The sequence below is a fragment of the Streptomyces sp. NBC_00464 genome, from assembly GCF_036013915.1.
Taxonomy (GTDB): Bacteria; Actinomycetota; Actinomycetes; order Streptomycetales; family Streptomycetaceae; genus Streptomyces.
The window spans coordinates 929891-950034 of the sequence record NZ_CP107899.1 but is presented as its reverse complement, the minus strand read 5'-3'; the positions used below and the strand labels follow the sequence as shown (position 1 = coordinate 950034).

Sequence of the window (20144 nt, the reverse complement as noted above, 5' to 3'; positions counted from 1 at the left end):
GTGCCCGGTCATTTGAACAGCCGTCCCGCGTGTGGGGACAGATCAGGGCCGGGTGATGCCTGCCACGAAGCGGGCGGTCAGAGCCGTGGGAGCGGTGATGGCGGTGCCGACGACGACGCTGTGCGCGCCGCGCGCCAGGGCCTCGGCCGCTTCCTCGGGCGTGTTGATACGGCCTTCGGCGACCACCGGGACGTCGATCGCGGCGGAGAGCGCCGCGACCAGATCGAGATCGGGTCCCGTCTGCTTCGGGGTGCCGGGGACATAGCCGGACAGGGTCGTGGAGACGAAGTCGGCCCCCAGTCCGGCCGCGGTGACGCCCTCGGCGAGGGTGGAGACGTCGGCCATGACGAGGGCGCCGGCCGCGTGGACCGCCTCGACGAGTTCGGCGAACGTCGAGCCGTCGGGGCGCGGCCGGTCGGTGGCGTCCGCGGCGACGACGGCGGCGCCCGCCCCGGCCACCGCGAGGGCGTGCCGGACGGTCGGGGTGATGAAGACCCCGGTGTCGCCGTCCTTCCACAGGCCGATGACCGGCAGGTCGACGACGGCGGTGATCGCGCCGACGACCTCCGGATCGTTGGCGCGGATCGCGGCGCCGCCACCGGCGACCGCCGACAGCGCGAGCCGTACCAGGGTGGACGTCTCCCGCATCGGGTCGCCGGGGGGCGCCTGACAGGACACGATCAGCTTGCCCTGGAGGGTGGTGGCCAGTTCCTGCGCGGTCATCGGAGAGCTCCCGGGTGGTGGAGGGGAAGGGTGGTGGTGAGGGCGGCCGCGCCGAGCACGGCCGCGTCGTGGCCGAGCAGCGGATCCTGCGGGACGAGCCTGCGCAGCGGCCCCATCAGCTCCCCGGCGAAGGCGGCCCGCAGGGCGTCCTCGTACAGCGGGCCGATCCGTGGGACCCCGCCGCCGACGACGACCCGGTCGGGGCCGAACGCGTTGGCGAGCCCGCCGAGGACGTGGCCGGCCGCGGCCGCGCCGGTGGTGATGGCGGTGACGGCGTGGGCGTCGCCCTGCGCGGCCCGCGCGGCGACGGTTTCGAGGCGGTCGACGGGGGCGCCGGTCAGCCGTTCGTAGTGGGCGGCGATTCCGGGTCCGGAGGCGATGACCTCCAGGTGGCCGGTGGCCCCGCAGGTGCAGGGCAGTCCGGCAGCCTCGGGGCTGGGTAGGTGGCCGAGGTGACCGGCGATACCGGCCGCGCCGTGCAGCATCCGCCCGTCGACGGCGATGGCGCCGCCGACTCCGGTGCCGATGGCGGCGAAGAGCAGCGAGCCGTGGCCCTCGGTTTCCGCGTTCAGTGCGGCGAGCTCCGGTCCGGCGGTCGCGCGCACGTCGTTGTCGCAGGCCACCGCGTATCCGGTGCGGTTGGCGAGGCCGACGCCCAGCGGGGTGCCCGCCCAGCCGCGCAGCGAGTCGGTGGCGCTGGTGACCATGCCGGTACGGGGGTCGATGACCCCGGCTGCCGCGATGCCGAGCACCGCGGCGCTGTGGCCGGGGTCGACCTCGGCGGCGGCCGCGGCGAGTGCGTCGAGCACCGCCGCGGCGCCCTCCTGGGCCGGGGTGGGCCGGCTGTGCCGGGCCAGGACCGTGCCGTCCGCCCCGAGGAGCGCGGCGGCGATCTTCGTGCCGCCGAGGTCGAGGCCGACGACGGACCCCCCGGCCGGTGCCGGCTGTGCCGAGGTGGTCATCGGACCGGCGGCAGACCGGCGTCGCGCAGCCGTCCGGAGACGAGCGCGACGGATTCGGCGGACAGCTGGATCTGCGGGAACGCGGTGTCGCCGCACTCGATGATGCCGAGCAGCTGGAGCGCCGACTTGAACGAGCCGAGTGCCGAGGAGCTGCGGCCCATGTCCGCCTCGGGGCCGACGTCGACCATGGCGAACAGCTCGATCAGCCGCTCCTGCTCCTTCGCGGCCAGCGTCCAGTCCCCGGCCCGCGCGGCCGCGTAGAGCCGTACGTAACCGGCCGGGTCCACGTTGCCGATGCCGGGGACGACGCCGTCGGCGCCGGCGAGCAGGGCCGCGTCGACGGTCAGCTCGGAGCCGGTGAGGATGCTGAAGCCCGGGATCGGGCCGTTGGCGCGGCCCTCGCGGCCGCCGAGCTCGACGATGAGCCGGCGCAGCCCGCCCTCGTCGCCGCTGCTGTCCTTGAGCCCGGCCAGGGTGCCGTCCTCGGCGAGCTCGCGGACCAGCGCGGAGGACAGCTTGCTGTGCACGGCGACCGGGATGTCGTAGGCGAACAGCGGCAGGTCCACCTCGGCGCGCAGCCGGCGGAAGTGTCCGGCGATCTCCTTGGCGTGGGTGCGGGTGTAGAACGGCGCGGTCGCGACCAGGGCGTCGGCGCCCAGTGCGGCGGCCGACCTGGCGTGCTCGACGACGCGGGCCGTGGTGGTGTCGATGACCCCGGCGAGGACCGGGACGCGGCCGTCGGTCGTGTTGACGACGGTCTCCAGGACCGTGGCGCGCTGTTCGTCGGTGAGGTAGGCCACCTCGCTGGTGGACCCGAGCGCGAAGAGCCCGTGCACGCCCCCGGCGATGAGGTGCTCGACGAGCCGTACGAGGGACGTGGTGTCGACCTCCCCGCGGGAGTCGAGCGGGGTGCAGACCGGCGGGACGACGCCGTGCAAGGGTGCGGTCAGAGACATGGTGAAGGCTCCAGCTGATCGGGACACCGATCCGTGGCCTGAGCGGCTACCCGGATCGAGACGTGAGACGTAAGATGTCCTATGTCTGGCTTCACCTTAAACAGATGCTCCTGCGAACGGTCAAGGGGCAACGGCACCTCGGGAGGATGTTGTGGCGCGGCCCACCATGGCTCAGGACATCGAGCGCTGGATCAAGGAACTGATTCTGGAGCGACGGCTCGCACCGGGAGACGCACTGCCCACCGAGGCCGAGCTGATGGAGCTCTTCGGAGCCGGCCGGGTGTCGGTGCGCGAGGCCCTCAAGTCGCTCCAGGCGGTCAACGTCGTGGAGATCCGCCGGGGTTACGGCACCTTCGTGGGCTCGCTCTCCCTGTCACCGTTCGCCGAGGGCCTCGCCTTCCGCGCGGCCGTCCGCCACCGCCAGGGCGAGCCGGGGCTCGCAGAGCTGATGAAGGTGCGGGAGGCTCTGGAGGCGGGGCTCGTCGGGACCGTCGCGGCCGGCGTCCCGGACGAGGACATCGAGGTGCTGCGCGCCCTGGTCGCGAAGATGGAGGAAGAGGCCGTCACCGGCGGCCGGGTGGCACGCTCCACGGACCGGGCCTTCCATCTCGCGCTCTACGCCTCGCTGGACAACCACCTGCTCAGCGAGGTGCTCGACGCGTTCTGGGCGGCCATGGACCGGGTGCGCGAGGACCTCGACGACGGCCACCAGGACCCGTCGGTCACCTGCTCCCAGCACCGCGAGATCGTCGAGGCGGTGGCGGCGGCCGACGGCCTGCGCGCGGTGCGGGCGATGCGTACGCACTTCGACGGCATCCGCGCGAGGCTGGCCCTGGAAGGATCGAGCACGCAAGCGCTCTGAAGAGGCGGCCGTCCAGGCTGTCGCCGGGCGGGAACGGAGCAGGCCGTCCAGCCGCTTCTCACCCCTCCGGCACCCCGTACAGATAACTCCCGGCGCCGTCCAGCGTGGCCCGGCTCCAGTCCGCCACCTCCGCGGCCCCCATCGCCGCCCAGTCCGGGGTCCGTTCGACCATGGCGTGTCCCAGTCTGCGGCCCAGGGCGACCAGCCGGGCCCCCTCGCCCGACCGCTCGTCGGCGTACCGGTACAGCGCCTCGGCCGCGGACGACGACGCCCTCAGGGCGCGCTCCAGGCAGAGCGCGTCCTGCAGCGCCTTGGTCGCGCCGCTCGCGGTGTGCGGCCGGGTGATGCTCGCCGCGTCGCCCGCCAGCAGGAACGGCGGCTCCGCGACCCGGGGCACATGGAAGTCGGCGACGTCGTGGCAGGCGAGCGAGGTGTGCGCACCCCGGCCGACGATCTCGGCCCAGTCCGCCGGGAAGTGCTCCTCGGCGACGCGCCGCACGTACTCCTCGCGCCCGGCGGTCCACGACGGCGAGGGAGGGGGACCGTAGATGGCGTAGGCCAGCAGCCGGGACCCGTCGAGGGTGCCCGGGATCAGGTAGAACACACCGTGCCCGCCCCCGAATCCCAGCGTGATCCAGGCGGTTCGCAACAGTTCCAGCTGGTGCGGGTGTCCGGCGAGCGCGTCGAGCGGGAGGGTGCCGCGCCACACCACGTACCCCGCCGGAACCGGCCGCACCTCCGGGGCGACGGCCGCCCGGGTGACGGACCGCGGCCCGTCCGCCCCGACGACGATGTCGTACCGCTCCTCGGAATCCGCCGTACGGATCACGGCGCCGCCCGACGGTCGGCGCAGCACCTCGGTGACGGGGCGACCGCGGTGATACGTCACCCCCTCGGCGTTCGCCCGCAGTGTGCGCCACAGCAGTCCCCAGTGACACGGCGTCACCGACGCTTCCTGCCGGGCCAGTTCACGCGCCTGACGCCGCCCTCGCTCCCGGGTCAGCCAGACCCGCGAGGGCACCGGGGCCGTCGGCATACCGGCGTCCAGATAGCCGGCCGCGACCAGCTCCGCGTGGAGCGGCGGCGGGACGACGATGCCGAACCCCCGGTCCTCCAGGGCCCCGTCGCTGCGTTCGTACACCGTGACCTCGGTCCCGGCCCTGGTCCCGGCGATCGCCATCGCGCAGCCGGCGACGCTCCCGCCGACCACCCCGATGCGTAATCCGGCTCCCGCCACGTCCGCCACCGCCCTCTCCGGTCACTTTGTGTGGCGCCCATTGAACGGCGTGGCGGCAACCTGCGTCCAACCGCCCCGTGGCGGCTGGACGCAGGGCCTTCGTCCGGGCTACGGCGTGACGGTCACCGTCGCGCTGCCCGATGCCTGCTTCCCGTCGGACCGGAAGGTCGCGGTCAGCGTGGCGTTCCCCGAGGCGCCCGCCGGGATCGTGACCGGGACCTTGACGTTGGCGCCCTCACCGGGCCTCGTCGCGGGGAACGCGGTCTGCTTGGCCGTCCAGCCGCTCGGCACGGTCAGATCGACGGTGCCCGCACTGCGGGTGACGTCCATCCGGTTGACGACCCGGACCGTCACCTCGGCGCTCGTGCCCGCCTTGAGCGTGGCCGGCGGGGTGATCGTGATGTCGGCGCAGGTGCCGCCGAGCCACTTCAGGTCGAACGAGTCATACGTGATGTGGTCGACGCTGCCGCGCTCGTACAGCAGCCCGACCCGGCCGCCCGGCAGCCGGGTCATGGTCGAGTAGGCCGCGGCGCCCGCGTCGACCACCTTCTTGATCGGCCAGGTCTTCCCGTTGTCGCAGGACATCTTGACCGTGAGGTTCTTCCGCGACGTGGCCTCGGTGTTGCTGAACAGCAGCCAGGACGACTGCGGGTCCGAAGCCGCGGCGTCGGGGGCGTAGCGCATGATGGAGCCGTTGTTCGCCGGGTCCGGGAGCTCGGTGTCCTGGACGAACGGGGTGTAGGTGACACCGCCGTCCGTGGAGTACGCGATCGTCCGGTACGGCGCCGAGCGGTTGTTGAGCATGATGGTGCCGTCGTTCAGCTCGACGGTCTTGTTCTCGTCGCCGCCGGGGCCGACCGGGGTGCCCATCTTCCAGGTCGCGCCGTGGTCGTCGCTGTAGGCGCTGACCGCGTAGTTGGCCCCGTTGTTGCGGATGGCGTACTGCTGGATCAGCCGGCCCTTGTAGGCCCCGTTGCGCACCTGGATGCCCTCGCCGGACGCGGCGAACATCCCGCCCCAGGCGGGGTTCTTGATCTGCTTGGTGATCCGGCGGTGGGTCCAGGTCACCCCGTCGTCGTCGGAGTAGCTGTAGTCGGCCTGAAGGACGTTCGGGTCGGACTCGTCGTTGCCGGTGGCCGAACCGAAGAAGCCCTGGTTCACCCCGGCCGCGTAGAACACGAAGATCCGGCCGGTCGTCCGGTCGACGAGCAGGCTCGGGTCACCGTAACCCTGGGGTGCGGCGTCCTTGCGGACCACCTGCTGTGCCTGCCAGGTCGTACCGCCGTCGGTGCTGCGGCGCAGCACTACACCGATGTTGGACGGCAGGTCGCCGAGCGTGGGCCGGGCGTCGTACGCCGCCAGCACGGTGCCCTTGACCGAGGTGGTCAGGGCCGGGATGCGGTAGAAGGGGGACCCCACTCCGACGTTGGTCAGGTCCTGGGAGGTGAGCGTGCCGGGGGCGGGTGACGCGGCCTGCGCGGTGCCCGTCGTGGTGGCCACCAGCAGGGCGGCACCGAGCAGGGCGACAGGGGCAGTTCTCTTCATGGACGATCTCTCTTCTCGGAAGGGGTGGGGCTTCTCGAAGGGGGGAGACGGAGGAAGGCGCCGGACTACGGGATGCTCAGTGAGCAGACCGCGCTGCTCGCCTCGAAGATCCGCAGGTCCTTGATCATTTTCAGGACGATGCGGTGGTGGCCCCGCTCATTGGGGTGGAGCCCGTCGCTGAGCAGGGACAAGGGGACCTGGCCGCCGTTGCCGGTCAGCCAGTCGTTGTAGTGGTCGACGAAGACGACCTTCTGCTGCGCCGCGACCTCGCCCATGACCTGCGCGTACTGCGACAGGTTCACCCGGCCCGGCCACTTCGCCGGATCGACCGGGTTGGGCGACTGCAGGACCGGCACCGGTGAGCCGGGCAGGGCGCGGACCGAGCCCACGAGCGAGACGAGGTTGGCCCGGTAGGCGTCGAGGCCGAGGCCGGACGTCGCGATGTCGTTCGTCCCGATCATGATCGAGACGACCTGGGGCGAGAAGGCGGTGACCCGCTGGCCGAACTGTGCGACGAGTTCGGCGCTGGTCGCGCCGCTCACCCCGGAATCGACCATGAAATCGCGGTTCTTCGGCTTGTCCAGCTCCCAGCGGACCCGCTCCATCCAGTGCTCCGGGTAGCTGCGCCAGCCGTTGGTGTGCAGCGCGCCGTGCGTGATGCTGTCACCGGTGACGACCCAGGTGGCCGGGGTGTTGCTGTTGAGGACCGTGGAGATCCGGCCCAGGTCCGCGAGATCGGGGCGGGGGCTCTGTGTGACCAGTTCGGTCTCGCTCAGCACCCGGTCCCAGACGGCGGCCCGCTCGATGGTGCCGGTGCAGAACCACTCGCCGCCGGGGTGGTCGCTGTCGGTGTTGCGCCCCAGCGCGAGAGCGGTCGGCTTGGAGACGTTCGCGAAGAAGGAGTGCTGGGCCGTCTCGAAGACCACGCGCCCGCCGGCGTGCAGTCTGGTGCCCGAGGCGTCGACCGTGACGGCGACGGTATGGCGCAGCCCGTCGTCGTAACGTGTCCTGGTCATGACATTAATGAGCACCGCGCCCTTCTCGCGTACGGAGAACTGAAGGGCGCCGCCGCTCAGATTGAGCGTGATGTTGGAGGAGGGGGCGGTGGGGTCCGAGGCGCTGATCAGCGTCATCGCCTCGTTGTGGCTGGTGGTGCGGAAGGTGACGACGATGGTTCCCGTGGTGAGCGGGGCGAGTACGCCGGCCCGGTTCGACAGGTCGACGTACTCGCTGCCGTCCAGGTCCACGGGCGTGTCGTGGTCCAGGATCGGACCGCTGCCCGAGGTGGCGGCGAAGGCGCGGCCGCCGAGCTGGGTGCTCAGGGCTGCCGCGCCGGCGGCGAAAAGCATGGATCGTCTGCGCACGGAAGGTGCCTCCGGTCAGGAGTGGCCGGCCTGCCCCGACGGCAGGCCTGCGAACAGGGAGCGCACCCAGGCAAGTTGTTCCCGCTGCTGGTACTCCGCGCCGCCCTCGTGCCCGTTGAACGCGTAGATCCGCACGTCCTTGGGCCCGGCGTAGCCGTTGTAGGCGGTGAAGCAGGTGGAGGGCGGGCAGATGTCGTCCATCATCGCGATGGAGAACAGTGCGGGGGCCGTGGCCCGGGTGGCGAGCAGTGCGGCGTCGAAGTACGACAGTGTGGAGAAGACGGACTCGGTCCGGTCGCGGTGGAGCTTGAGGTACTCGGCGATCTCGGTGAACGGGGGGCGGCCCGAGATCTCCGCCCCGCGACGGAAGTTGCAGAGGAACGGCACATCCGGCATCACGCCCGCCAGTCCGGGCACCAGCCCCGAGACGGCCAGCGCGATCCCACCGCCCTGGCTCACCCCGGTCACCACGATCCGCTCCGGATCGATCTCGGGCCGGGCGCGCACCGCGTCGATGCAGCGCACCGCGTCGGTGAACAGCCGCCGGTAGTAGTACGTTTCGGGGCTCTCGATGCCCCGGGTGAGGAAGCCGGGTACGACGCCGGCCGTGCCGCCGTCCGGATCGGCGGTGTCGCCGCCCGCGGCCGACCAGCCCTGGCCGCGGGTGTCCATCAGCAGATGCGCGTAACCGGCCGACGCCCACAGCAGGTTCTCGTGCGCCAGCCCCCGGCCGCGGCCGTACCCCAGGAACTCCACGACGCAGCCGAGCGGCCGGTCCGCCCCGGCCGGCATCCGCAGCCAGCCGCGCACCGGTTGTCCGGCGAAGCCGGGAACCGTCACGTCGTACGTACGGACCTGGGTGAGCCCGGTCTCCACCGGAGCGAACACGGGCTTGTCCGCCGCGCAGGACCGGGCCTCGTCCAGGGTCCGCGACCAGAAGGCGTCGAAGTCCGCCGGAGCGGGAAGTGTCGGCCGGTAGTCGCGGCAGTCCGCGAGCGAGAGGTCCGTGAACGGCATGGAGGTGCCCTCCTGGGGGCGCAGCGGGAAGTGCCATGTGCGAGGTGACGCACTGGGCATCAGACGGATGACGTCAGATGTCCTATCGGCAAACGGACCCTAGGCACCCATCACGTGGGTCGTCAAGGGTCCGCCCGGCCCGCTCCGCCGGCTCCGGGTTGCTCGGGCGAGCGGTTCAGCGCCGGGCGCGGGCCTCGGAGATCCGGCGCCGTACGGGGGCGTAGTGCTCGCCGAGCGCCTTGATGAACCCGGTGATGTCGCCGGCCCTGGCGGCGTCCACGATGTTCTGGTGGGCGGCGATCGTCTCCGTCTCGTCGGAGTGCGTGAAGCCGTCCAGGTGCGGCGCGACGATCGCGTACACATCCCAGAACGCCATCGAGAGCTGCCCGATCAGATCGTTGCCGAGCGGGGCGACGAGCAGGGCGTGGAAGGCGCGGTCGGCCGCGACGAAGCCGTTCCCGTCCTGGGCCCCGGTCGCGCGCATGGTGGCCACCAGGCCGTCCAGGGTGTCCAGCTGCTCCGGGGTGAGCAGCGAGACGATCCGGTCGGCCCGTCCGCGCTCGAAGAGCTCGCGCACGTCGACCAGGTCGGACATCACCTGGAAGTCGTCGTCGGGCGAGAGCAGCCCGCGGAAGGTGAGGCTCTCCACCAGTGCGGACAGGCTCAGCCGGCCGACGTAGGTGCCGTGCCCGTGACGGACCTCCACGATGTCCAGGGCGTTCAGGATCTTGACGGCTTCGCGGACGCTGGAGCGGCTGGCGCCGAGGGCCTCGCACAGGGCGGGCTCGGTGGGCAGCGGGTCCCCGGGACGAAGCCTTTCTTCGAGGATGTACCGCTTGATGCCGTCGACGACTTCCTGCCGGAGCAGCTGCCGGCCGGGCCTCGTTCCGGACATATGTGAACTCCCCACCTCTTGACCCCTCTCGATTGTCAAGCTACGTTCCCACGCTATCAAGGCATCAGACATCTGACGTCTGATGCTTCAGGTTCCGCGGTCCCCGTGAACCTGCGCCAGACCCCCCGGTTTTACCCCTGACGCCCCACCTCAAGTCCCTGGAGGACCCGTGCCCGAGCTGAGAGCAGCCGGTGTCGAGCGCCGCACCTTCCTGCGTTACACCGGCATCGTCGGTGCCGCAGCCGCCGTCACAGCAGGCCTTTCCGCGTGCGGCGGTCCGTCCTCGACCGCCAACGGCTCGACGGGCAAGGACGGCGGCAGCGACCTCATCGAGGCCGGTCTGTCCTACCCGCTGTCGACCGGCTTCGACCCGATGATCACCTCGGGCGCGACCCCCTACGCCGCCAATATGCACATCTTCGAGGGGCTGGTGGATCTCGATCCGGCAACACTCGTGGCACGGCCCGCACTCGCCACCGAGATGCCGAAGAAGATCAACGCCACCACCTACCGCGCCACGCTGCGCAAGGGCGCGACCTTCCACGACGGATCGGCCGTCACCGCCGACGACGTCGTGTTCAGCTTCGAGCGCATCCTGGACCCGAAGAACGCCTCGCTGATGGCGCAGTTCGTGCCCTTCATCGACACCGTCAAGGCCGTCGACGCCGGCACGGTCGAGTTCAAGCTCAAGTACCCCTTCGCGCTCTTCCCGTCCCGCATCGCCGTGGCCCGGATCGTGCCGAAGAAGATCGTCGAGGCGGACGTCAAGGGTTTCGACGCCAAGCCCGTCGGCTCGGGGCCGTACAAGTTCATCTCGGCGACCCGCGAGGACAAGATCGTCTTCGAGAAGTTCGACAAGTACAACGGCGCGCACCCCGCCAAGGCCAAGAAGATGGTCTGGCGCCTGATCTCGGACCAGTCGGCCCGCGTCAGCGCCATGCAGTCCGGCCGCGTCCAGGCCATCGAGGACGTCCCGTACATCGACGTGAAGGGGCTCTCCGGCACGGCGAAGACCGAGTCGGTGCAGTCCTTCGGTCTGCTCTTCCTGATGTTCAACACCGCCGACAAGCGGTTCGCCGACAAGCGGGTCCGCCAGGCCCTGTTCTACGCGCTGGACACCGAGAAGATCATCAAGACCGCCATGGTCGGGAACGCGTCGGCCGCCACGGGCTACGTCCCCGCCACGCACCCCGACTACCACAAGGCCGCCACCGTCTACACGCACGACGTGGCCAAGGCGAAGAAGCTGCTCGCCGAAGCCGGCGTGAAGAACCTCAAGTTCACCGTCCTGACCACCGACACCGGCTGGGTCAAGGACATCGCCCCGCTGATCAAGGAGAGCTGGGCCGCGGCCGGCATCGAGGCCACCCTGGGCATCGCCCAGTCCGCGGCCCAGTACGCCAAGGTCGACAGCGGTGACTTCGAGGTCCTCGTCGCACCCGGCGACCCCTCGGTCTTCGGCAACGACGCGGACCTGCTGCTGCGCTGGTTCTACTACGGCTTCTGGCCGGAGAACCGCTACGGCTGGTCCAAGACCGCCGAGTACAAGCAGGTCAAGCAGCTCCTCGACAAGGCCGCCCAGGCCGGCGACGAGGCGACCCGCAAGCAGCTGTGGGGCCAGGTCACCGACCTCGTCGCCGACGAGGTGCCGCTCTACCCGATCCTCCACCGCAAGCTGCCCACCGCCTGGAACGAGAAGGGACTGACCGGCTTCAAGCCGCTGCCGACCACCGGCCTGTCCTTCCTGGACGTCAGCCCCGCCTGACCGGCGACTCCCGCCGGGCCGTACGGCAGCCCCCGCACAGGCCGCCGTACGGCCCCGGCCCCCGGCGCTCGCGTCCGGATCAGTCCGGGCCGACCCGGCTGATCCGGAAGCGAGCCACAGACCGGCGCCGCCCGCCGCCGCGCCCGATATCCCGGTCCGGAACACCGAACCCCCCGGTGTCCTGGACCGGATGACCGCCCAACCGCAAGGAACCCGACGATGGTTGCTTTTCTCCGGCTCGCGCTGCGCCGCGTCGCGATGATGCCGGTGATGATCCTCGGTATCGCGTTGCTCGTCTTCGTGGTGCTGCAGTTCTCGCCGGTCGACCCGGCCTACAACGCGCTCGGGGAGAGCGTCACCCCTGAGGCCCGGGAGGCCTTCGCCGAGGCCAACGGGCTCAACGACCCGCTGCCTGTGCGCTACTTCCACTTCCTCGGCCAGCTGATCCACTTCGACCTCGGGTCGACCGTGCCGCCGAGCCAGCCCGTGATCGACCGGATCACCGCCGCCTTCCCCCTCACCCTCCAGCTCACCATCCTCGGGCTCGTCATCGCCGTCGTCCTCGCCGTCATCGGCGGCGTTCTGGGCGCGATGTACCGCGACCGCTGGCCCGACCAGCTCTTCCGGATCCTGTCCATGGCCGGGGTCGCCGTGCCGTCCTTCTGGCTCGGCGTCCTGCTCATCCAGCAGTTCGCGCTGAACTCCCAGATCTTCCCGACCGGCGGATACACCAACATCGCCGACTCGTTCGGCGGGTGGCTCAGAACGATGATCCTGCCCGCCGTGTCCCTGGCGGTGCCCGTCGCCGCCTCGCTCGCCCGGCTCATCCGCACCTCGATGGTCACCGAGCTCGACCGGGACTACGTGCGTACCGCGCAGGGCAACGGCCTGCCGGTCTTCCTGGTCGTCCGCTCGGTGCTGCGCAACGCGCTCGTCACCCCGCTCACCGTGCTCGGAGTCAAGGTCGGCTACCTGCTCAGCGGCGCCGTCGTCATCGAAGCGATCTTCGACCTGCCCGGCATGGGCAAGCTCATCCTCGAAGGTGTCACCGGAGGCGACATCGCCCTGGTCCAGGGCACCGTACTGACCATCGCCATCGCCTTCCTGGTGGTCAACGTCATCGTCGACCTGCTCTACCTGCTGGTCAATCCGCGCATCAGGACGGTGTGACATGTTCGCCACGGGCCGTCTGGCCAAGAAGCTCTCCCGACCGGGCGTCGCCTTCCGCGCCCTCCCGGTAACCTCCCGCGTCGCTCTCGGCGTCCTGATCGTCGTCATCCTCGGGGCCGTACTCGCCCCCCTGCTCACCCAGGACCCCCTGGCCACGGGCAACCCCGTCCAGGCCCCGAGCGGCGAGCACTGGTTCGGCACCGACCGGGCGGGACGCGACGTGTTCGCCCGCGTCCTGCACGGCTCGCGCTACTCGCTGATCATCGGCCTCGGCTCGACCGCCTGCGCCCTGGTCGCCGGCGCCCTGCTCGGCTCGCTCGCCGCCACCTCGCGCAAGCTGGGCGACGAGTCCGTCATGCGCACCCTCGACGTCGTCATGTCGTTCCCGCCGATCGCGCTCGCGGCCGTCCTCGTCGCCGTGTTCGGCACCAGCATCCCGGTGATCATCTTCACCATCGCCTTCGTGTACACCCCGTCACTGGCCAGGGTGGTCCGCGCCAACGTCCTCTCCCAGTACGGCGAGGACTACGTCGCCGCGGAGAAGGTCATCGGTGCCCGGCGCGGCTACATCGTGCTCAAGCACGTCGCGGTCAACTGCATGGCCCCGGTCATGGTCTTCGCTACGGTCATGGTCGCCGAGGCCATCATCTTCGAGGCGAGCCTCTCCTTCATCGGCGCCGGTGTGCAGGACCCCGACCCCAGCTGGGGCAGCGTCCTCGCCTACGGCCGGCAGATCCTCCTGGCCGGCGGCTGGTGGGCCACCTTCTTCCCCGGCCTGGCCCTCCTGATCACGGTCCTCGCGCTCAACATCCTCTCCGAAGGCCTCACCGACGCCTCCGCGGCGCCCAAGAGCGCCCGAGCCGCCACCGACCCCACCGCGACCACCGCACCGGACCCCGTCGAGGCGGCCGCCACCGTCGACATCGACGCGGCCCTCACCAAGCTCGCGGAGCACATCAACGCCACCGAACCCACCGTCACACCGGTGAGCGCGGACGCCGAGGAACTCCTCGTCGTACGCGATCTGGCGATCCGCTTCCCGGACCGCTACGGCGAGATCCCCGTCGTCGACAAGCTGAACTTCACCGTCCACGAGGGCGAGACCCTCGGCCTGGTCGGCGAGTCCGGCTGCGGCAAATCCATCACCAGCCTCGCCGTCATGGGGCTCCTCGCCCGCAACGCCGAGGTCAGCGGCGAGATCATGTACCGCGGCCGGGACCTGCTGAAGCTCCCGCCCAAGGAACGCCGCGCCCTGATGGGCCCCGAGATCGCGATGGTCTACCAGGACGCGCTCTCCTCGCTCAACACCTCCGTGCTCGTCGGCACCCAGCTCAAGCAGCTGACCTCGCGCGGCGGCACGAAGACCCCCGCCGAACTTCTGGAGCTCGTCGGCCTCTCGCCCGAGCGCACCCTGCGCAGCTACCCGCACGAGCTCTCCGGCGGCCAGCGCCAGCGCGTACTCATCGCCATGGCCCTGTCCCGCAGCCCCCGCCTCCTGATCGCGGACGAGCCGACCACCGCCCTCGACGTCACCGTCCAGGCCCAGGTCGTCGAACTCCTCATCAGGCTCCGCGACGAGCTCGGCTTCGCCATGGTGCTGGTCTCGCACGACCTCGCCCTGGTCGGCGACCTCTCCCACCGGGTCGCGGTCATGTACGCGGGACGGCTCGCCGAGGTCGGCGACACCCGGTCGGTCCTCACCGACCCCGCCCACCACTACAGCCGCGGTCTCCTCGGTTCCGTCGTCTCCCTGGAGGCCGGCGCCGAGCGGCTCCACCAGATCCGCGGCGTCGTCCCCGCACCCCAGGGCTTCGGCGCGGGATGCCGCTTCGCCGGCCGCTGCGGCGCGGCGAGTGACCTCTGCCGGACCACCACCCCCGCACTCACCGGGCGCGGCGCCACCAAGGACCACGGCTTCGCCTGCCACCACCCGGCCGAGGCAGCCGCGAAGAAGCTGGAAGGGAGCGCCCTGTGATCAGGCTCGACGGCGTTCACGTACGCCACAAGGCACGCAGCGGAGGTCTCTTCAGCCGCGACGCCGTCCACGCGCTGACCGATGCCACGCTGGAGGTCAAGCGCGGCGAGATCGTCGGCCTGGTCGGCGAGTCGGGCTGCGGCAAGTCGACGATGGCGCGGGTGCTGACCGGTCTGCAGAAGCCCACCGAGGGCGAGGTCACCTTCCACGGCAAGAACCTGTGGGAGATGTCCGGAGCCCAGCGGCGCGACGACTTCGGCTCCGCCGTCGGCGTCGTGTTCCAGGACCCGTCCACCGCGCTCAACCCGCGGCTCACGGTCCGCCAGATTCTGCGCGACCCGCTCGACGTGCACCGCCGCGGCACCCGCGAGGGGCGCGAGGCCCGCGTCGAGGAACTCCTCGATCTGGTCGGCCTGCCCGGACACACCCTGGCCGCACTGCCCGGCCAGCTCTCCGGCGGCCAGCGCCAGCGTGTCGCCATCGCCCGTGCCCTGGCCCTCGAACCGGAGCTGATCGTCGCCGACGAACCCACCTCCGCACTCGACGTCTCGGTCCGCGCCCAGGTGCTGAACCTCCTCGTCGACCTGCGTGAACGCCTCGGCCTCGGCATGGTGTTCATCTCGCACGACATTCAGACCGTGCGCTACCTCGCCGACCGCATCGCCGTCCTCTACCTCGGCCGCATCGTCGAGGAGGGCCGGGCGGCCGACGTGGCGGGCAGCCCCAGCCACCCGTACACCGAGGCCCTGCTCTCCGCGACGCCCAGCCTGCTGGAGACGACGGAACGCATCGTGCTCACCGGCCCGGTGCCCTCCGCCACCAACCCGCCGCCCGGCTGCCCGTTCAGCACTCGTTGCTGGAAGGCCGACGACGAGTGCTCCACGGTCTTCCCGGCACAGACCATCGGGTCCGGCGAACACCGCTGGCACTGCGTCCACCCCCAGACCCCCGCGTCCCCCTCCGGGGACCCGACCCCCGTACCGTCCGCAAGGAGCACCGCATGACCGCCCGAACCCCCCGCTATTCGGGAGTGATCCCGCCCGTCGTCACCCCGCTCACCGCGGACGGCGAGCTCGACCGCCCCTCCCTGGAGCGGGTCGTGGGGCATCTCCTCGACGGCGGTGTCAGCGGGCTCTTCGCCCTCGGCAGCTCCGGCGAGACCGCCTATCTGACGCCCGGACAGCAGGACGAGGTCATCGAGGTCATCACCTCGGCGGCCGCCGGCCAGGTGCCGGTCCTCGTCGGCGCGATCGAGACCACGACCAACCGGGCGATCGAGCGTGCGCAGCGCGCCGCCGCCCTCGGCGCGGACGCGGTCGTCGTCACCGCGCCCTTCTACACCCGCACCCACGACCTGGAGATCGACCGGCACTTCAGGGACGTCGCCGCCGCCGTCGAACTGCCGCTCCTGGCGTACGACGTGCCGGTCTGCGTACACAGCAAGCTGGACCCGGAACTGCTGCTGCCGCTGGCGGCCGACGGGGTGCTGGCCGGGGTGAAGGACTCCAGCGGCGACGACGGCTCGTTCCGCCGGCTTGTCATCGGCGCCCGCGAACTGCCGGACTTCTCCGTCCTCACCGGTCATGAGCTGGTCGTCGACGCGATGATGCTCGGCGGCGCCGACGGATCGGTCCCGGGTCTCGGCAACGTCGACCCGCACGGGTACGTACGCCTCCACCAAGCCGCGGTCCGCGGCGACTGGGCGGCGGCGAAGGCCGAACAGGACCGCCTGGTCGCGCTCTTCGACATCATCCGCGCCGCCCGTCCCGGCACCGCGTCCGCGACGGCGGCCGGACTCGGCGCGTTCAAGACCGCGCTGATGCTGCGCGGGATCATCACGACCAACGTGATGAGCCCGCCGATGCGCCGTCTGGACGCCGCGGAGACGGCGACGATCGCCGAGTGCCTCGACCGCGCGGGACTCTCCCCGGCCTGACGGCCGCGGGAACGACACCCGGACGCGAGAAGGTCCGGCCGGACAGCATCAGGCTGTCCGGCCGGACCTTTTCGTGTGCGGGGCTACGTCACTTCTGCGCGGCGCGGCTGCGGCGCATCAGCAGGCCGCCACCGAGCACCAGCGCGGCGCTGGCGCCACCCGCGATGCCCAGGTTGTCGTTGGCACCGGTGTGCGCCATCTGCGGCGGCTTGTGGTGCTTGGGCGGCGTGTGGTGCCAGGTGTGGGTCGGCGGGTTGTGCGGGTGCCAGGTGTGGGTCGGCGGGTTGTGCGTGGGCGGGTTGTGGGTCGGGGGGTTGTGCGTGGGCGGGTTGTGGTGCGGCGGGTTGTGGTGGTGGCTGGGAGGGCAGTTGTGGTCGTGGTGGTGCGTCGGCGGCTTGTGCGGCTTCGGCGGCTTCGGAGGCTTCGGCGGGTTGTGGTGGTGGCCGGGCTCGCAGGCGCAGTCGTGACCGTGGTCGTGGTGGTGCGTCGGCGGCTTGTGCGGCTTCGGGGGCTTGTGGGGGTGCGGGGGCTTCGGGGTGTCGACACCGCCCGACTCGTTCTCGCACTCGTTGCCGAACGCGGGGTTCAGCGCACCCACCACGTTGACCGTGTTGCCGCAGACATTGACCGGGACGTCGACCGGCGCCTGGATCAGGTTCCCCGACAGCACGCCGGGGGAGTTGGCGGCGACACCGTCGGCGTCCGCGCCCTGTGCGTCGCCGGCTTCGGCGCCACCCGACTCGTTCTCGCACTCGTTGCCGAACGCGGGGTTCAGCGCACCGATCACGTTGACCGTGTTCCCGCACAGGTTGACCGGGATGTGCACGGGCACCTGGACGGCGTTGCCGGAACCCACACCGGGCGAACCGATCGCGGCGCCGTCGGCGGAGGCGTCGGCGAATGCGTAGCCGCCGGAGGCGGTCAGGATGCCTGACGCCGCCGCCATGACGAGCACACTTTTACTCAAGGTTTTTCGCATGGGTTGCCCTTTCCTAGGACATTTCGCGCGGGCGGTGTTGACCCGCAATTCATTCATCAGGCGGTGCAGCAACCGTCGGGCCTGCCAGTTCTGCTGGGGTGGGCGTCCCGCCGGGCGAGCTTGACGACACCCATAACGACGCAAAAGCGTGAGGGAAACGTGGAACCAGTGAGAATCCTGTGACAACCCGGACGGGTTACGCATGTGCGTTCGCCCAGCGATTCTGTTGCGCGCCGCCCGGTCCCCTTCGTACGGATGTCCGTGCGGCCCCGGCATTCGGGTGAATGGAGATAACCAAACGCCCGGAAGCCAGTTGGTCAGTGCGCTCCGGTACGGGGCGTCCAGTACGAGAAGGGTTCATCGTGATCAAGAAGGTCCTGGCTACGGGTGCCGTTGCCGCCTCCATCCTCGGTCTCGGCGCGACGCAGGCGATGGCCATCGGCGACGCCGGCGGCACGACCTCGGTCAACGGCAACGGCGCTTCGCAGTCGTTCGGCAACGCCGAGACGCACGGCGACGGCAGCCCGCAGTTCGGCCTGGTCCAGGGCTCGCTGAACAAGCCCTGCATCGGCCTGCCGGCCAAGGCCAACGTCGGTTCGCTGATCGGTCTCATCCCGATCGCGGTCCAGGACGTCAACGTCCTGTCCTCCCCGCAGAACCAGCAGTGCACCGAGAACTCCACCCAGGCCAAGGGTGACGAGCCGCTGTCGCACATCCTGTCCGGCATCCCGGTCCTCTCCGGGAACGGCGCCGGCAACAGCTGATCCAGCTGTCAACAGGCCCGGGCCGTCGGCGTTTCCCGTCCGGCGGTCCGGGCCTGCTGCTGTCCTTCGCGGGGCGCCCGGAGGAATTCGGATGACCGCGTGGTGACGGCACGTCACCGGAAACTGCGTCATTCGGGCGGATTTTGAAGAATCTTCCTGACGGAGAGTTTCGCCTACCGTCCGAAATCGTTACGAATTACAGCGGCGGAGTTACGAGTGATCAGGACCTCGCTCGTGCGGCACGAAAGTCGTGGCCGCTCCGGACTCCGTCGAGGAAAGGGTTGAAAGTGAAGTACACCAAGATTGCCGCCGTCGCCGCCGGAACCCTCATGGCGATGGGCGCCGCTGCCCCCGCTTTCGCCGACTCCGGCGCCGAGGGTGCGGCCGTGCACTCCCCGGGCGTGCTGTCCGGCAACGTCGTTCAGGTTCCGGTCCACATTCCGGTGAACGTCTGCGGCAACACCGTGAACGTCGTCGGGCTGCTGAACCCGGCCTTCGGCAACTTCTGCGGCAACTTCTGATTCGCGCTTGCCGAATCCGTTCGGTACCGGTCTGCCCCGGATCGCATTCCATGCGATCCGGGGCTTTCCTCTTTTCTGCGTTCCGTCCCGGGAGTTCACAGCCCTCCTCGATGCGGCGGGACATCCGAAGGCGTTCCGCCGGCCCGGGGCGCGGTGCGCCGGCGGCTGGGGGCGGACATCCGGGGTGGGCGCGCGGGACGGAGTACCGACAGTGCACCACCGAATCGTGCCCGGTGTCCTGCCCCGTACCCGAATCAGTGATTAGTCATGCAATCTTCCGAAGTTGCGGATGAAGTGGTTCCGAGAAAAGGGGAACGGCCCAGTTGCCCGGCCGCAATCTGATCGTTACCCAGGGAGAAAGCGGTAGAAGTCACAGCTAAAGAAGGCTGGTGCGGCGCGGGGACGCGACCGAAACGGATGCCGCTGCAGAAGGGAACCCGAAAAGTGAAGTACGCGAAGACAGCTGCGTTCGTTGCCGGTTCCGTGGTCGCTCTCGGAACGGCTGCTCCCGCCTTCGCCGTTACCAACGCCACGGCCCCCAGTTTCAGCCTCGACGGCGGTGTCAACCAGGTGGTGGCCGCGGCCCCGCAGGCCGTCGACCCGGTCGTCGACACCGTCGGCGGCGCCGCCGAGTCGCTGCAGAAGGACGGCACGGTCACCAAGGTCGCCGGCCAGGCCACCGGTGCGGCCAAGGGCGCCGCCCCGCTCATGGGCGGCCTCCCGATCGGTGGCTGACCCGTCCCCACGACGGCGGTTCCCGCCTCTCTCCGAGGCACGCGCATTTCTCCGGTGCCGCGCATTCCGTAAGCGTACGGATGCGAAATCACCGTTCGAGTGAAGCGCCACAACCATTTCCGCCACCGCGAGTTGATCAGGTCGCTCCGGACAGGCGGGCAACGGAAAACCCCAGAAGGGCTATTTCATGATCAAGAAGATTATGGCCTCGGCAGCCGTCGCTGCTTCGATCGTCGGCGTCTCGGCCGCGATCGCCCCGCAGGCCATGGCGATCGGCAACGAAGAGGGCACCACGTCGGTCAACGGCAACGGTGCCGTGCAGTCCTACGGCAACTCCGCCACCCACGGCGACTGGAGCCCGCAGTTCGCGCTCATCCAGGGCTCGCTCAACAAGCCCTGCATCGCCCTGCCGGCCAAGGCCAACGTCGGTTCGCTGCTCGGGGCCATCCCGATCTCGGTCCAGGACATCAACGTCCTGTCCTCGCCGCAGAACCAGCAGTGCACCGAGAACTCCACCCAGGCCAAGGGTGACGAGGCCCTGTCGCACATCCTGTCCGGCATCCCGATCCTGTCCGGCAACGGCGTCGCCAACGACTGAGCAGTCCCGAGGCGCACACAGTTCCTGGATCACGCGTGGGGCCGACCCGTCCTCGTGGCAGCCGGATTTCCGGCCGCCCGGACGTGGCGGCCCCACGTCGTGTGCCCAGGCACGGCCGGATGCTCCCCCGAAAGGACGGG

19 protein-coding genes are annotated in these 20144 nt (G+C 70.5%); 10 read left to right on the top strand and 9 right to left on the bottom strand.

What is annotated here, in order from left to right:
• Nucleotides 1-42: 42 nt before the first annotated feature.
• From OG912_RS04085 to OG912_RS04075, 3 genes are read right to left on the bottom strand one after another with little or no spacing between them, the layout of a single operon-like run.
• Nucleotides 43-723: an N-acetylmannosamine-6-phosphate 2-epimerase gene (locus OG912_RS04085; RefSeq protein WP_327708217.1), complete on the bottom strand. Its 681-nt coding sequence runs from the start codon at nucleotides 721-723 to the stop codon at nucleotides 43-45.
• Nucleotides 720-1685: an ROK family protein gene (locus OG912_RS04080; protein ID WP_327708216.1), complete on the bottom strand. Its 966-nt coding sequence runs from the start codon at nucleotides 1683-1685 to the stop codon at nucleotides 720-722. Before OG912_RS04080 ends, OG912_RS04085 begins: the two co-directional genes overlap by 4 nt.
• The gene (locus OG912_RS04075; protein ID WP_327708215.1) at nucleotides 1682-2641 is read right to left on the bottom strand and encodes a dihydrodipicolinate synthase family protein; all 960 of its coding nucleotides are present in this window, start codon (nucleotides 2639-2641) and stop codon (nucleotides 1682-1684) included. Before OG912_RS04075 ends, OG912_RS04080 begins: the two co-directional genes overlap by 4 nt.
• Before the next feature lie 151 nt (nucleotides 2642-2792).
• On the opposite strand from OG912_RS04075, the gene OG912_RS04070 reads away from it, so the two are divergent.
• A complete protein-coding gene (locus OG912_RS04070) occupies nucleotides 2793-3503 on the top strand; it encodes a FadR/GntR family transcriptional regulator (protein WP_327708214.1) in 711 nt (236 codons plus the stop codon).
• A 58-nt stretch (nucleotides 3504-3561) separates the two neighbouring features.
• Here OG912_RS04070 and OG912_RS04065 read toward each other — a convergent pair whose 3' ends face one another.
• The 5 genes from OG912_RS04065 to OG912_RS04045 form a co-directional block, all read right to left on the bottom strand.
• Nucleotides 3562-4749, bottom strand: a complete 1188-nt coding sequence (locus tag OG912_RS04065) for an FAD-dependent monooxygenase (RefSeq protein WP_327708213.1) — start codon at nucleotides 4747-4749, stop codon at nucleotides 3562-3564.
• A gap of 99 nt (nucleotides 4750-4848) precedes the next feature.
• Nucleotides 4849-6285, bottom strand: coding sequence for an exo-alpha-sialidase (locus tag OG912_RS04060; RefSeq protein WP_327708212.1), 1437 nt, complete (start codon nucleotides 6283-6285; stop codon nucleotides 4849-4851).
• Nucleotides 6286-6350: 65 nt separating this feature from the next.
• Nucleotides 6351-7649 carry a GDSL-type esterase/lipase family protein gene (locus OG912_RS04055; protein WP_327708211.1) on the bottom strand — a complete coding sequence of 433 codons (1299 nt, stop codon included), beginning with the start codon at nucleotides 7647-7649 and terminating at the stop codon, nucleotides 6351-6353.
• 15 nt (nucleotides 7650-7664) lie between these two features.
• On the bottom strand, nucleotides 7665-8666 hold the full coding sequence (locus OG912_RS04050; RefSeq protein ID WP_327708210.1) for an acetylxylan esterase: 1002 nt from the start codon (nucleotides 8664-8666) through the stop codon (nucleotides 7665-7667).
• A gap of 175 nt (nucleotides 8667-8841) precedes the next feature.
• Nucleotides 8842-9561: a FadR/GntR family transcriptional regulator gene (locus tag OG912_RS04045; protein ID WP_327708209.1), complete on the bottom strand. Its 720-nt coding sequence runs from the start codon at nucleotides 9559-9561 to the stop codon at nucleotides 8842-8844.
• 169 nt (nucleotides 9562-9730) lie between these two features.
• Here OG912_RS04045 and OG912_RS04040 point away from each other — a divergent pair, with 169 nt between their 5' ends.
• The 5 genes from OG912_RS04040 to OG912_RS04020 all read left to right on the top strand — a co-directional run bounded on the left by OG912_RS04040 (nucleotide 9731) and on the right by OG912_RS04020 (nucleotide 16407).
• Complete coding sequence (locus OG912_RS04040) at nucleotides 9731-11326, top strand: ABC transporter substrate-binding protein (RefSeq protein WP_327708208.1); 1596 nt, start codon at nucleotides 9731-9733, stop codon at nucleotides 11324-11326.
• Nucleotides 11327-11545: 219 nt separating this feature from the next.
• Nucleotides 11546-12496, top strand: coding sequence for an ABC transporter permease (locus OG912_RS04035; RefSeq protein ID WP_327708207.1), 951 nt, complete (start codon nucleotides 11546-11548; stop codon nucleotides 12494-12496).
• Between the two features lies 1 nt (nucleotide 12497).
• Entirely contained in the window at nucleotides 12498-14471 is a 1974-nt protein-coding gene (locus OG912_RS04030) for a dipeptide/oligopeptide/nickel ABC transporter permease/ATP-binding protein (RefSeq protein WP_327708206.1), read from the top strand.
• Nucleotides 14468-15475: an ABC transporter ATP-binding protein gene (locus OG912_RS04025; RefSeq protein ID WP_327708205.1), complete on the top strand. Its 1008-nt coding sequence runs from the start codon at nucleotides 14468-14470 to the stop codon at nucleotides 15473-15475. Before OG912_RS04030 ends, OG912_RS04025 begins: the two co-directional genes overlap by 4 nt.
• Nucleotides 15472-16407: a dihydrodipicolinate synthase family protein gene (locus OG912_RS04020; protein ID WP_326739620.1), complete on the top strand. Its 936-nt coding sequence runs from the start codon at nucleotides 15472-15474 to the stop codon at nucleotides 16405-16407. The genes OG912_RS04025 and OG912_RS04020 overlap by 4 nt, the downstream gene beginning before the upstream one ends.
• An 88-nt stretch (nucleotides 16408-16495) precedes the next feature.
• Here the strand turns inward: OG912_RS04020 and OG912_RS04015 are convergent, their stop codons facing one another.
• On the bottom strand, nucleotides 16496-17362 hold the full coding sequence (locus OG912_RS04015; RefSeq protein ID WP_327713334.1) for a chaplin: 867 nt from the start codon (nucleotides 17360-17362) through the stop codon (nucleotides 16496-16498).
• Between the two features lie 386 nt (nucleotides 17363-17748).
• Between OG912_RS04015 and OG912_RS04010 the strand changes: the two genes are divergently transcribed.
• The 4 genes from OG912_RS04010 to OG912_RS03995 all read left to right on the top strand — a co-directional run bounded on the left by OG912_RS04010 (nucleotide 17749) and on the right by OG912_RS03995 (nucleotide 20004).
• Nucleotides 17749-18150, top strand: coding sequence for a rodlin (locus OG912_RS04010; RefSeq protein WP_148016803.1), 402 nt, complete (start codon nucleotides 17749-17751; stop codon nucleotides 18148-18150).
• A gap of 287 nt (nucleotides 18151-18437) precedes the next feature.
• The gene (locus tag OG912_RS04005) at nucleotides 18438-18671 is read left to right on the top strand and encodes a chaplin (protein ID WP_443060942.1); all 234 of its coding nucleotides are present in this window, start codon (nucleotides 18438-18440) and stop codon (nucleotides 18669-18671) included.
• A 444-nt stretch (nucleotides 18672-19115) separates the two neighbouring features.
• Entirely contained in the window at nucleotides 19116-19406 is a 291-nt protein-coding gene (locus OG912_RS04000) for a hypothetical protein (protein ID WP_327708204.1), read from the top strand.
• Nucleotides 19407-19593: 187 nt separating this feature from the next.
• Nucleotides 19594-20004: a rodlin gene (locus tag OG912_RS03995; protein WP_327708203.1), complete on the top strand. Its 411-nt coding sequence runs from the start codon at nucleotides 19594-19596 to the stop codon at nucleotides 20002-20004.
• The last annotated feature ends 140 nt before the right edge of the window (nucleotides 20005-20144 follow it).